The 12,044-nt window shown below is 72.0% G+C and carries 10 protein-coding genes and 1 pseudogene; 5 read left to right on the top strand and 6 right to left on the bottom strand.

The genetic code is table 11. The features are described 5' to 3' along the window. Positions 1–8: 8 nt before the first annotated feature. A complete protein-coding gene (locus ACIQM3_RS16185) occupies positions 9–1,010 on the bottom strand; it encodes a helix-turn-helix transcriptional regulator (RefSeq protein ID WP_401624215.1) in 1,002 nt (333 codons plus the stop codon). Between the two features lie 91 nt (positions 1,011–1,101). Here ACIQM3_RS16185 and ACIQM3_RS16180 point away from each other — a divergent pair, with 91 nt between their 5' ends. After that, complete coding sequence (locus ACIQM3_RS16180; RefSeq protein ID WP_401624213.1) at positions 1,102–1,500, top strand: VOC family protein; 399 nt, start codon at positions 1,102–1,104, stop codon at positions 1,498–1,500. Positions 1,501–1,510: 10 nt separating this feature from the next. On the opposite strand, the gene ACIQM3_RS16175 is transcribed toward ACIQM3_RS16180, so the two are convergent. Both ACIQM3_RS16175 and ACIQM3_RS16170 read right to left on the bottom strand, forming a co-directional pair. Next, positions 1,511–2,254, bottom strand: coding sequence for a bifunctional DNA primase/polymerase (locus ACIQM3_RS16175; RefSeq protein ID WP_401624211.1), 744 nt, complete (start codon positions 2,252–2,254; stop codon positions 1,511–1,513). A 142-nt stretch (positions 2,255–2,396) separates the two neighbouring features. Beyond that, a complete protein-coding gene (locus ACIQM3_RS16170) occupies positions 2,397–3,026 on the bottom strand; it encodes a TetR/AcrR family transcriptional regulator (protein WP_401624209.1) in 630 nt (209 codons plus the stop codon). A 163-nt stretch (positions 3,027–3,189) separates the two neighbouring features. On the opposite strand from ACIQM3_RS16170, the pseudogene ddaH reads away from it, so the two are divergent. Further along, positions 3,190–4,068, top strand: a pseudogene (gene ddaH, locus ACIQM3_RS16165) (dimethylargininase); the annotation flags it as partial. Here the strand turns inward: ddaH and ACIQM3_RS16160 are convergent. Next, positions 4,065–5,060, bottom strand: coding sequence for a small ribosomal subunit Rsm22 family protein (locus ACIQM3_RS16160; protein ID WP_401624207.1), 996 nt, complete (start codon positions 5,058–5,060; stop codon positions 4,065–4,067). The pseudogene ddaH and the gene ACIQM3_RS16160 overlap by 4 nt on opposite strands. 169 nt (positions 5,061–5,229) lie before the next feature. Between ACIQM3_RS16160 and ACIQM3_RS16155 the strand changes: the two genes are divergently transcribed. Beyond that, positions 5,230–6,543, top strand: a complete 1,314-nt coding sequence (locus ACIQM3_RS16155; protein ID WP_401624205.1) for a hypothetical protein — start codon at positions 5,230–5,232, stop codon at positions 6,541–6,543. Positions 6,544–6,946: 403 nt separating this feature from the next. Here ACIQM3_RS16155 and ACIQM3_RS16150 read toward each other — a convergent pair whose 3' ends face one another. Next, positions 6,947–8,341: a Bcr/CflA family multidrug efflux MFS transporter gene (locus ACIQM3_RS16150; protein ID WP_401624203.1), complete on the bottom strand. Its 1,395-nt coding sequence runs from the start codon at positions 8,339–8,341 to the stop codon at positions 6,947–6,949. A gap of 85 nt (positions 8,342–8,426) precedes the next feature. On the opposite strand from ACIQM3_RS16150, the gene ACIQM3_RS16145 reads away from it, so the two are divergent. Next, positions 8,427–9,434 carry a Gfo/Idh/MocA family protein gene (locus ACIQM3_RS16145; protein ID WP_401624201.1) on the top strand — a complete coding sequence of 336 codons (1,008 nt, stop codon included), beginning with the start codon at positions 8,427–8,429 and terminating at the stop codon, positions 9,432–9,434. 24 nt (positions 9,435–9,458) lie between these two features. Here the strand turns inward: ACIQM3_RS16145 and ACIQM3_RS16140 are convergent, their stop codons facing one another. Continuing rightward, positions 9,459–11,126 (bottom strand): alkaline phosphatase D family protein, encoded by a 1,668-nt coding sequence (locus tag ACIQM3_RS16140; protein WP_401624199.1) that lies wholly within the window; start codon positions 11,124–11,126, stop codon positions 9,459–9,461. A 142-nt stretch (positions 11,127–11,268) separates the two neighbouring features. On the opposite strand from ACIQM3_RS16140, the gene ACIQM3_RS16135 reads away from it, so the two are divergent. Beyond that, positions 11,269–12,024: an SDR family oxidoreductase gene (locus tag ACIQM3_RS16135; RefSeq protein WP_401624197.1), complete on the top strand. Its 756-nt coding sequence runs from the start codon at positions 11,269–11,271 to the stop codon at positions 12,022–12,024. Positions 12,025–12,044: the final 20 nt, after the last annotated feature.

The following is a 12,044-nucleotide window of genomic DNA, read 5'->3' as shown; positions in this document are numbered from 1 at the left end:
GGCGGCGGTCACGCCTGGGGCGGGTCCCGCCGGGCTGAGTGGCTGAGCCGTTCCGCGAAGGCTTCGAGGAGGCCGCGCAGCTCGTCCGGGCGTTCGATGACGAACGGCCGGTCGAGCGAGGCGAGTACGGCGGGCAGCCAGTCGAGCCGTTCCACACGCAGTTCCACCCGGGACCAGCGCTCGGTCCCCGTGTCCCCGTCTCCCGGGGACGGCGGTTCCTCCACGATCGCGATGCCGGCGGGAAGCCGGGCGTGGATGTGCTCGGCCGTGCCCTGGACGCGGAGGGTCACCTCGTGCCGGTACGGCGCCGTGGCGAGCGCTGTCAGCAGGCGCTCCGCCGGATCGAGCCCCTCGGGTGGCTCGAACGAGCCCGGCAGGGTCCGCACATCCGTGATGCGGTCCAGCCGGAAGGTCCGGTCCTCGCCCGCCGTGGGATCCGCGGCCGTCATGTACCACTTGCCCGAGTGGGCGACGAGTCCGTGAGGGTGCAGCGTGCGTTCGCCGCGGCGGCCGTCCGACGAGGTGTAGCGGATCGAGATCGGCCGGTGGTGCTTCACCGCGTCGGCGACGGGGAGCAGGATCGCGGTGTCCGGGGCGAGCGCTTCGCCGGGCGGAGCGGTGAAGGCGAGGGCGCCGAGCACGGCGTCGAGCCTGAGGCGCAGCCGCTCGGGCAGTACCCGCCGGATCTTGGCCGTCGCCGTGTCGCTCGCCGTGCCGGTGGTGGAGGCCGGTCCGGCCCGTCGCCCGGCGACGAGGCCGAGCAGCACGGCGAGCGCCTCGTCGTCGCTCAGCATGAGCGGGGGCAAGCGGTGGCCGGGGGTGAGCCGGTAGCCGCCGTAGCGGCCGCGCACCGACTCGACGGGCACGTCGAGGTCGATGAGGTGGCCGACGTAGTGCCGCACCGTGCGTTCGTCGACGCCGAGCCGGTCGGCGAGTTCGGACGCGGTCCTGAGGCCTCCGGACTGCAGGAGTTCCAGCAGGGTGAGCACGCGGGCGACAGGACGGGGCATGTCCGCAAGTCTCTCCCGGATACCGGGCGGGTTCCGCCCGGTATCGGTCGTAGCGTTCGGTCGGAAGCACCGAACGACCAGGAGAGCACCCATGAACTTCGTCTCTGTCCGCATCATCACGGGCGCCATCGCCCGCCTCGTCGACTTCTACGAGCGTGTCACCGGAGTGCCCGCCGACTGGTCCACCGAGGACTTCGCCGAGATCAGGACCGCCTCGGCCACCCTCGCGATCGGCAGCACACGCACCGTCCCGCTGTTCTCACCCGGCTCCGCCGGCCCGGCCGACAACCGGAGCGTCATCCTCGAATTCCTCGTCGACGACGTGGACGGCGTGTACGAGAACCTGACCGGGATCGTGGAGGAGTTCGTCAAGGAGCCCACCACGATGCCCTGGGGCAACCGCTCACTCCTGTTCCGCGACCCGGACGGCAACCTCGTGAACTTTTTCACCCCGGTCACGCCCGGCGCTGTCGAGAAGTTCGCCCGCTGAGGGTGGGGCGTCAGCGGCTGAGCGGCCAGGCCACCGCGTCGTGGTCGAGGTCGCTCGCGTCGGCCGTGTCCGCGTACTGCGCGCAGGCGTCGGTGAGCGTCTCCAGCAGGGTCAGCGGATCGGGCAGCGGGTTCTCCGGGCCACGGATCCAGTGGACGTCCAGCTCACCGGGGAGCCGCGCGGGCGGCAGGAGGACATAGCTGCCACGGCAGTGCCAGCGGAGGCCGGGATGCTCGTCCATGGTCTCGGGGTGGCAGTCCAGCTCGCAGGGCCACCACTCGTCCTCGTCGTCGGGGGTGCCCCGGGTGGCGGTGAAGAAGAGCATCCGGTCGGTGCCCGACTGGGCCACCGGGCCCACGTCGATGCCCGCGGCGATGAGCCGGTCGAGGGCGCCCCGCCCCGCCGTGAAGGGGACGTCGAGAACGTCGTGGACCAGGCCGGTCGCGGTGATGAAGTTGGCCAGCGGCTGGTTGGCGGCCCAGCGCTCGATCTGGGCGCGGTCCGTCGTGGACTGCGTCTGCCAGGCGAACGAGATGGGGTGCCGCGCGGGGGTCGGACAGCCGATGCGCTCGCACGAACATCGGTATCCGGACGGGTGCGCCGCGGGTGAGATGGGCATTCCTGCCTCGGCGACAGCCAGGATCAGCGCCAGCCGCGCCGCGTCGTCGGCTTCCGGCTGTGGCTTCGGCCGCCTGCGCAGCCACTGGGAAATCCTGCCCTCTGTGCCGCGATAGCGGCCGGAATCGGCGCCCATCTATCCCCTCACCTCAGCGGTTACCTCTCCATGGTCCCACCATCCTGCTCCTCGGGTGGCCAGAGTTCCGAAGCGGGGTGCTCGGGCGGTTGCGCAGAGGGCGGTCCACTCGTACGGAATGTCACGGGATGCGCCGTCGGACTCACGGCTGGATCAGGAGCCCCCGCAGGGTGAGGTCGACGACCTGGTCCGCGTACGCGTGGGTGAGGGGAAGGGTTCTGAGCAGCCAGCGGTGGGTCAGCGGGGCGATCAGGAGCTCCAGCGCGATCCTCGGATCGATGTCCGCGCGCACCTGGCCGGCCTCCTGGGCGGCTCGCAGGCGTGTGACGTACAACTGGAGCTGCGGTTCGAGCAGATTTCCGACGAATTGTGCGCCGAGTGCGGGGTCGATGATCCCCTCGGCGGCCAGGGCCCGGGTGGGTGCCGCGCTCACCGGGTCGTTCAGCCCGTCGACCGTGGCCCGCAGGACGAACTTGAGGTCGGCCGCCAGATCGCCGGTGTCGGGGATCCCGTACGCACCGTCCTCGCCGGCCTCGCCCAGCTCCTCCGAGCGGCGGGCGCTCTCCTCGAGGAACGCCTCCAGGAGTACGGCCGCCTTCGAAGGCCACCAGCGGTAGATCGTCTGCTTGCCGACCCCGGCCCGTGCGGCGATACCCTCGATCGTCGTCCGCGCGTAACCGATCTCGCCGACGAGTGCGAGCGCGGCGTCACAGATCGCTCGGTGGGAGCGGTCGCTGCGACGGCTGGAGTCCGGGGGCTTCTGAGCTGCCATCCGGCCATCCTAGAGCCGGACGGTCCGATACGTATCGTCTTGCCTGCCCCGATACACGCCTCCTGCCCGGCGGGCACGCGTCACCCCCCGTCGCCGCCCGCCCGCGCGAACCACCCGAACGGATCACAGCGCAACGGCCCGGCACGGCGCACCATGAACTCACGCACACACCCGTGCGCATCCCACCGTTCCGCGGCCGAACGCCGCCGTTCGCGAGGAGCCTGCATTGACCCGTGACGCCACCCCTCGTCGCTATCTGATGTGCGCCCCGTCCCACTTCGAGGTCACGTACTCCATCAATCCGTGGATGGATCCGTCGAAACCCGTGGATCTGCCCCTGGCCACCACCCAGTGGGAGGACCTGCGCGACCGCTACCGGGCCCTCGGCCACACCGTCGAGCTGCTCACTCCCCGCCCCGACCTGCCCGACATGGTGTTCGCCGCCAACGGGGCCACCGTGATCGACGGCAGGGTGCTCGGCGCGCTGTTCGCCTACCGGGAGCGGTACGCGGAGGCCGAGGCGCACCGGGAGTGGTTCCGGGCCAACGGCTTCACGGAGATCCACGAGCCGGCCCATGTCAACGAGGGCGAGGGCGACTTCGCCGTGACCGCCTCGTACCTGCTGGCCGGGCGGGGCTTCCGGTCCAGTCCGCTCTCCCACGACGAGGCACAGGAGTTCTTCGGGCGCCCGGTGATCGGCCTCGATCTGGTGGACCCGCGCTACTACCACCTGGACACCGCGCTGTGCGTACTGGACGACGCGGCGGACGAGATCATGTACTACCCCGGGGCCTTCTCGCCGGGCAGCCGGTCCGTGCTGGCCCGGCTCTTCCCCGACGCGCTGCTGGCCGAGGAGGCGGACGCCGCCTCCCTGGGCCTCAACGCGGTCAGCGACGGGCGCCATGTGCTGCTCCCGCAGGCCGCGATCGGGCTCTTCGACCCGTTGCGGGACCGGGGCTTCGACCCGGTCCCGATGGATCTGGGCGAGCTGCTCAAGGGCGGCGGCAGCGTGAAGTGCTGCACCCAGGAGCTGCGGGCCTAACCCTCCTCGGGCGGCGGCCAGGCGTCGCCCCACGCGGTGTCCCGGGCGGCACGGTAGAGCGCGCCGTGCCGCTTGGTGACCGTGGCGCGCTGGAGACCCTCATCCTTCGTGCAGAGCTCCAGCAGCACCTGCCCCTTGCGGATCTGCGGCCTGCGGGTTACGCGTGCGGCGACCGGGTCGGTGGCGAACCTGGTCGCCACGACGTAGCTGAACTTCTCGTCCTCGTGGCTGAGCGAGCCGCCCTTGACCTGCCGGTGCAGCGAGGAGCGGCTGACCCGAGCCGAGAAGTGGCACCAGTCCGTGCCGGGTTCGATGGGGCACGCGTCGTCGTGCGGGCAGGGCGCGGCGACGGTCAGCCCCGCGGCGATCAGCCGGTCGCGGGCCTCGATGATCCGGCCGTAGCCGTCGGGGGTGCCGGGCTCCACGATCACCACGGCCTGCGCGGCGCCGGCGACGGCGTCCACCAGAGCGGCCCGGTCGGCGGGGGTGAGCTCCTTGAGTACGTAGCTGACGGTGGCCAGGTCCGTGGGGGCCGGCTCCAGCGCCGTCCCGATCCTCGCCCGCTCCCAGGCGGCGTCCCGCAGCGCGGGGATGCCCGAGGCCCCGGCCAGCTCACGGCCGAGCGCGAGGGCCGGTTCGGACCAGTCCAGGACCGTCGTCCGCGGCCCGTCCCAGGCCCCGGCGACCGCCCAGCTCGCCGCGCCCGTGCCGCCTCCGAAGTCGGTGTGGGTGACGGGCGCCCAGTCCGGCGCGGCCTCGCGGAGTGCGGCGAGGCAGGACCGTACGGCCTCGAACGTCGCGGGCATCCGGTAGGCGGCGTAGGCGGCGACGTCCGAGCGGTTCCGCAGGATCGGGGCGTCGGTCGGGGTGGTCCCGCGGTAGCTGGCGATCAGCCGGTCGACGGCCTGCGCGGCCTGCGTCGGGGGCAGCCCGTCGAGCAGGGCGGCCAGCGCGGCACGCAGGGCTTCCGCGGTGGGGAGGGTGGCGTTCACCGCCGAATTGTAGGCGCAGCGGGCCCGCCCCCCGCAGTCCGGTGGTCCGGCACGGAACCGGGACGTAACGGGTACAGAACCGAACTGCTTTTCTCCTGGGGCCCGTTGCTACGCTGGCCGACGCCGCGTCGGGAATCGCTCAGGGACCGGCCGGCTCATCGGGGGGACCTTGAGGCAGAGAATCGTGCGTCTGGCGCTGGTGGGCGGGGTGCTCGTGCTCGCCCTGCTCCTTCTGACGGCCACCTGCCGGGGCGGCGGGGCCGGCACCGAGGGCGACGAGGGACCGGAGAAGCCCGTGAAACGGAGCACCGGCCCCGCGACACGACTGGACGTCCCCGCGGAGTACACGACGGGGCGCGGCTGGGAGGTCGTCGGCGCCGGACCCGACTACGCCGTCTCGCACACGACGGGCCGGCTGGCCTACCTGGTCGAGTCACCCGGGGACCGTTACCGGCTGCGGACCCTGGACACGGAGACCGGCCGGGCCGGCTGGAGCGGTGAGGCCTGGCGGCCGCCGGACGCGCTGAACTTCCCGAAGCTGCTCACCGTCGCCAAGGACGACCGCCAGTTCTTCGTGGCCTGGTCCTACGGGAAGGCGGGTGAGGGGCCCGCGCCCGAGGGGAGCCTCGTCTCCCTCGACGTGTACGACGTGGTGGACGGGGAACGCCGGCGCGTCGAGGTGCCGTGGACCGGTGCGCCGACCGTCACGGCGACCGGCCCGGGCATCCTGATCAGCGACGGCCGGGCGAACAGCGCGGTGGTGGACCCGGTCAGTGGTGAGGTGTCGCGGACCCCCGCTTCCGCGGTGACGTATCCGAAGGGCTGCGCGGCCTGCGAGCAGCTCACCGAGGTGCGCGGGCAGACGGCCAAGGGCCTCCTGCTGAGCGGGGTACGCGAATTCTGGGTGCGGGGCGGCTGGTTCAGCAGGAGGAGCGCGCCGAAGGGAGCGGACCCGGCGACGGGGGTGCCGACCTCCGTGGCACCGGGCCTGATCCTGGCGCGGTGGCAGCTCGCCGAGGGGGCGAAACGGGCCGGCACCCACCAGTTGTGGGCGGTGCACGACGCGGAGAGCGGGAAGCCGGTCGTCTCGGTGGAGTGCCACACACCGGCCATAGAGCCGGGGCGCTACCCGCGGGCCGTCGTCTCGCCCTCGGGCGGCTACCTGGTCGCGGGAAACCTTGCCTTCGACCTGGAGGCGAAGAAGGGGCTCTGTTTCGAGGAGGAGGACGGGTCGGCGCGGCTGACGTTCGCCTCGGTGACGGACGGCGGCAGCGCCTACGGCGCGACGACCGCACGGGACGCGGACGAGGCGCTGGAGGGCGACGGGACCGGCCCGGTCACGATGAGCTTCACGACCTGGTCCGTCGAGGCGCTGCCTCCGAACACGCGGCTGCCGGAGATGGAGACCTCGGGCGTAGGCGTCTTCCGCTGGACGGACCGCAAGAACCGGCTGCACCTGCTGGGCTATCCGCGCGTGGGCTGAACCCCTGCAGGTAGGCGCCCTGCCGACCGACCCTCCGAGGGATCCACCAGGGCGAACCGCTGCGGCCAGATCGTCTCGCCCCTCACGAAGCTCAGGAGCTCCCGGCCCCGGTCGTCCGTGCCGAGGGGGCGGGGAGCCGCCCGGAAGCCGGACTCGTGGAGATGGGTGAGCAGTGCGTGCACCGCCGGCGTCCAGGGGCCCGCGGGGCGACGGACGGTGTCGCCGACACGGACGATGCCTGCGCTGACGTTCCCGCCGGACAGCGGTTGTTCCTCCTCGGCGTGCATCGCCGGAGTCCGACGGATCGCTCCTGCGGCGGCAATCGGGTTTTCCGGGCACACGCGAGGCCCGGGCGGTCGTCCCGCCCGGGCCTCGTGTGCGTTCCGCCCCGCCGGGGAGCGGTTCAGCCCTTGACGAGCCGCTCCCGCGCGGCGCCCGTGGTCCGCCACGGCCGGCACAGCAGCAGGAAGGACAGCACCGCGGACAGGGCGCAGACCACCTGCACCACGGCCATCGGCACGGCGGTCTTCTCACCGGCGATCCCGACGAGGGGCGAGGCGATGGCTCCGATCAGGAACTGGGACGTGCCCAGCAGCGCGGAGGCGGAGCCGGCCGCGTGCCTGGTGCGCATCAGCGCCTGGGTGTTGGTGTTCGGCATCGCGAGGCCCATCGCGGACATGAGCACGAACAGCCCGGCGGCCACCGGCACAAGGCCGACCTCGCCGAAGACTCCGGAGGTCATCAGCAGCAGCGCGATCGCCGCGACCGAGATGACGGCGAGGCCGAAGCCGAGCGCCTTGTCCAGGCTGACCCTTCCGACGAGCAGCTTGCCGTTGATCTGGCCGACGGCGATCAGCCCGACGGAGTTGATCCCGAAGAGCAGGCTGAAGGTCTGCGGGGACGCGCCGTAGATCTCCTGGACGACGAACGGGGACGCGCTCACGTAGGCGAAGAGCGCGGCGAAGGCGAGGCTGCCGGCGACCATGTAGCCGGTGAACACCCGGTCGGCCAGCAGCCCGCGCATGGTGCGCAGCGCGTCGCCGACACCGCCGGTGTGGCGCTGCGCCGCCGGCAGTGTCTCGTGGAGCCACTTCCAGACGACGAGGGTGAGCAGCACGCCGACCAAGGTGAGGACGACGAAGATGCCGCGCCAGTCGGTGAACTGCAGCACCTGGCCGCCGATCACGGGCGCGATGACCGGCGCGACCCCCGAGATCAGCATCAGGGTGGAGAAGAACCGGGCCATCTCGTCGCCGTCGTACAGGTCGCGTACGACGGCCCGGGAGATCACTATGCCGGCGGCTCCCGCGAGGCCCTGGAGGAGGCGGAATCCGATGAGGAGTTCCGCGGTGGGGGCGACGGCGCAGATCGCGGTCGCGATCACGTAGACGACCATGCCGAGGAGCAGCGGCTTACGCCGGCCCCAGCGGTCGCTCATGGGGCCGACGACGATCTGGCCGAGCGCCATGCCCAGGAGGCATGCCGTCAGGGTGAGCTGGACGGTCGCGGCCGGTGCGTGCAGCGCGTCGGTGACCTCCGGGAGCGCCGGGAGGTACATGTCCATCGAGAGGGGCGGCAGTGCGGTGAGCCCGCCCAGCACCAGGGTGACCAGAAGTCCGGCGCGCCGCGCGGTGGTCGTGGAGGTGGCCGGGATGCCCGGCGCTGTGGTCGTGGAAATGGCCGGGACACCCGCAGCGGTGGGGGTGGCGGTGGCCTGGGCGCTGAGTGCGGCGCCCTTGCTGCTCGTCGGTATGTGCTCGTCTTCTTGCTGGGCCCGGCTCACGCCGTTGTCCGGCATCCTCGTCTCCGCTTCGTTGAATCCACATCTATGCTCTCAGCTCAGCCGTAGTGGTCGATACCTTTTTGCGTGGGAGCGGGCGGGCATGAGTGGGACTGTGCGTTGGGGTGTACTGGCGACGGGCGGCATAGCCGCGACCTTCACCGGGGATCTGCTGGCGATGGAGGACTCCGGGGCCGAGGTCGTGGCCGTCGCGTCCCGGAGCGAGGCCTCCGCGAAGGCGTTCGCCGACCGGTTCGGGATCGAGCGGGCGTACGGCAGCTGGGCGGAGCTCGTCGCCGACGACACCGTCGACGTCGTCTACGTCGCCACCCCGCACTCGGCGCACCGGGAAGCGGCCGGGCTCGCTCTGCGGGCCGGCAAGCACGTGCTGTGCGAGAAGGCGTTCACGCTCAACGAGCGTGAGGCGCGGGAGCTGGTGGATCTGGCCCGGGAGCGCGGGCTCTTCCTGATGGAAGCCATGTGGACGTACTGCAATCCGCTCATCCGCCGGATGACCGAGCTGGTGGCGGACGGCGCGATCGGCGAGATCCGCACGGTGCAGGCCGACTTCGGCTTCGCGGGCGACTTCGGCGCCGAACACCGGCTGCGCGATCCCGCGCTGGGCGGCGGCGCGCTGCTGGACCTCGGGGTCTACCCGGTGTCGTTCGCGCAGCTGCTGCTGGGCGAGCCCGACCGGGTGCAGGCGGACGCGCTGCTGTCCCCGGAGGGCGTCGACCTGAACACCGGGATGCTGCTGGGCTGGGACTCGGGCGCCACGGCGCTGCTGAGCTGCTCGGTCGTGGGGAACCTGCCGACCGTCGCGTCGGTCACCGGGACGGCGGGGCGCATCGACTTCCCGCAGGGCTTCTTCCACCCGGAGCACTTCCTCCTCCACCGGGCGGGCCGGGAGCCCGAGAAGGTCGTCACGGGTCCGGGCCCCCAGGGCCTGTCGGGCATGCAGTACGAGGCGGCCGAGGTGACGCGCGCGCTGCTGGCCGGCGAGAAGGAGTCCCCGCTGGTGCCGCTCGAGGGCTCCCTCGCCGTGATGCGGACGCTCGACGCGGTACGTGACCGTGTCGGCGTCCGCTACCCCGCGGACGAGCGCGCCTGACCTCGTGCGGGGCCGGGGGCCGGGTTACGCGGGGGTGAGCCCCGGGTTCCCGGCCTCGGTCACGAAGGAGGCGGCCGTGGTGACCGGCGCGCCGGGCGTGGTGACCGCCGACACCGTACGGAAGTCGGCACGCGCCTGCTCCGTGCCGAGGGTGACGAGCGCGTAGCCGCGGCGGCCGTTGTAGAACTTCATGTGCGGGTTGGCCTGGGTCAGGTTGTTCCAGTTGGCCGGCTTCTCGGAGCCGTCCTTGCCGCTGGCGATCGAGGTGGCCACGACCTCCGTGCCGACGGTCCGGGACGCCGGGTCGTCGAAGTCCTTCTTGAGGTCGAAGGCGTAACCGACGTGCACGTCACCGGTCAGGACCATCAGGTTCTCGATCCCGGCGGCCTGCGCACCGTCCATGACGCGCTGCCGGGAGGCCGGGTAGCCGTCCCACGAGTCCATGGACAGCTTGTAGGCGTCGGTGGGCACGTCGCGCCGCTGGGCGAAGGTGACCTGCTGCGGCACGACGTTCCACCGGGCGTCCGAGGTCTTCCAGCCGTCGAGCAGCCAGCGCTCCTGGGCGGCTCCCGTCATGGTGCGCGAGGGGTCCTCGGATTCCGGTCCGGGGACCTTCCAGCCGTCGCCGTACGCCTGGTTGCTGCGGTACTGACGGGTGTCGAGGATGTCGAACTGGGCGAGCCGCCCGAAGCGCAGCCGACGGTAGAGCCGCATGTCGGGGCCGGTGGGGCGCTGCGGGGTGCGCAGCGGCTGGTTCTCCCAGTACGCGCGGTAGGCGGCGGCCCTGCGCAGCAGGAACTCCTCCGGGGGGACGCTGTTCTCAGGGGTGTCGCCCGCGTAGTTGTTCTCGGTCTCGTGGTCGTCCCAGGTGACGACGAAGGGGTGCGCGGCGTGGGCGGCGCGCAGGTCCGGGTCGGACTTGTAGAGGCCGTACCGCATGCGGTAGTCCTCCAGCGTGAGCGTCTCCCGGTTGTAGTGGTCCGGCAGGACCCGGTCGGTGTAGTTACGGGCGCCGCCGACCGAGGTGACCGCGTACTCGTAGAGGTAGTCGCCGAGGTGGAAGACCACGTCGACGTCCTCGTCCGCGAGGTGCTGGTAGGCGGTGAAGTAGCCGTCGTGGTACGCCTGGCAGGAGACGGCGGCCAGGGTCAGGGAGCTGTTGCGGGCGCTCCGGGCCGGGGCGGTGCGGGTGCGGCCGGTGGGGCTGGTCCAGCTGCCGGCACGGAAGCGGTAGTAGAAGTTCCGGTCGGAGTCGAGGCCGTCCACGTCCACATGGACGCTGTGCCCGAATTCCGGGTGGGCGGTGGCGGCTCCCCGCCTGACGACCCGCCGGAAGCGCTCGTCGCGGGCGAGCTCCCAGCGGACCTCGACGCGCTCGGCGGGCAGCCCGCCGTCGGCCTCGTACGGGCGGGGCGCGAGTCTCGTCCACAGGAGCACGGATTCCGGCAGCGGGTCCCCGGACGCCACCCCGAGGGTGAACGGGTCCTCGGTGATCTTCCGGGCGTCGAGCTCGGCCGCGGCCGCCGTGCCCGCACCGGGCAGGTCGACCGCGAACGCCAGCGCCGCGGCGGCACCGGTGACGGTGAGGAAACGGCGGCGGCCCACACCGGATCCGAGCCGCTGCGCGGCGAGGCGCAGTTCGGCGGAATGGCCGTGCTGACCGGGCGTCCTGCTGATCTGTGCGGGTGTCATATGCCCCTCCCCTGCCGGATGTTGTCAGAGGCATTGGAGTGCGGGGCGACGACGGGCCGTTGGCGGGTACACAACATCCTTATGGCGGTGTGATGAGCACCGGGTGCCGGCCACCGCGAAACCTCCCGTACGCTGCCGGGCCATGAACGCTGAGCAGAGAATCGCTGTCGTCACAGGTGCGGGATCGGGGATCGGCAGGGCCGTCGCTGTCACCCTTACGGGTGCGGGCTGGACGGTGGCCCTGGCGGGCCGGCGGGGAGCCGCCCTGGAGGAGACCGCCGCCGCGGCCGGCCCGGGCACCACGGTGTGCCTGCCCACCGACGTGAGCGACCCGGACGGGGTGGCGGCGCTCTTCACCTCCGTACGGGACCGCTTCGGCAGGCTGGACCTGCTCTTCAACAACGCGGGCACGTTCGGGCCGCGCGCGAAGCCCGTCGAGGACCTCGCGTACGAGGACTGGCGGACGGTGGTGGACGTCAACCTGACGGGGACGTTCCTGTGCGCGCAGGCGGCGTACCGCCTGATGAAGGAGCAGGACCCGCAGGGCGGCCGGATCATCAACAACGGCTCCATCTCGGCCCACGCGCCGCGTCCGCACTCCATCGCCTACACGGCGACGAAACACGCGGTGACCGGCCTGACGAAGTCGCTGTCGCTGGACGGGCGGCCGTACCGGATCGCCTGCGGGCAGATCGACATCGGCAACGCGGCCACCGACATGACGGAGCGGATGAGCACGGGGATCCTCCAGGCCAACGGCGAGGTCGCCGCCGAGCCGGTCATGGCGGCGGACGATGTGGCCCGGACGGTCCTGCACATGGCGGAGCTGCCGCTGGAGGCCAATGTGCAGTTCGCGACGGTGCTGGCGACAGCGATGCCGTACGTCGGCCGAGGCTGATCCACTCAGGTCCACCTGGA

The sequence above is a fragment of the Streptomyces sp. NPDC091271 genome (genome assembly GCF_044757505.1).
Lineage (GTDB): Bacteria > Actinomycetota > Actinomycetes > Streptomycetales > Streptomycetaceae > Streptomyces.
This window is presented reverse-complemented; position numbering and strand designations above follow the sequence as displayed.

Coding starts and splice junctions, on each gene's coding strand:
- ACIQM3_RS16185 (WP_401624215.1), bottom strand. CDS start 1,010: ATGCCCCGTCCTGTCGCCCGCGTGCTCACCCTGCTGGAACTCCTGCAG.
- ACIQM3_RS16180 (WP_401624213.1), top strand. CDS start 1,102: ATGAACTTCGTCTCTGTCCGCATCATCACGGGCGCCATCGCCCGCCTC.
- ACIQM3_RS16175 (WP_401624211.1), bottom strand. CDS start 2,254: ATGGGCGCCGATTCCGGCCGCTATCGCGGCACAGAGGGCAGGATTTCC.
- ACIQM3_RS16170 (WP_401624209.1), bottom strand. CDS start 3,026: ATGGCAGCTCAGAAGCCCCCGGACTCCAGCCGTCGCAGCGACCGCTCC.
- ACIQM3_RS16150 (WP_401624203.1), bottom strand. CDS start 8,341: ATGCCGGACAACGGCGTGAGCCGGGCCCAGCAAGAAGACGAGCACATA.
- ACIQM3_RS16145 (WP_401624201.1), top strand. CDS start 8,427: ATGAGTGGGACTGTGCGTTGGGGTGTACTGGCGACGGGCGGCATAGCC.
- ACIQM3_RS16140 (WP_401624199.1), bottom strand. CDS start 11,126: ATGACACCCGCACAGATCAGCAGGACGCCCGGTCAGCACGGCCATTCC.
- ACIQM3_RS16135 (WP_401624197.1), top strand. CDS start 11,269: ATGAACGCTGAGCAGAGAATCGCTGTCGTCACAGGTGCGGGATCGGGG.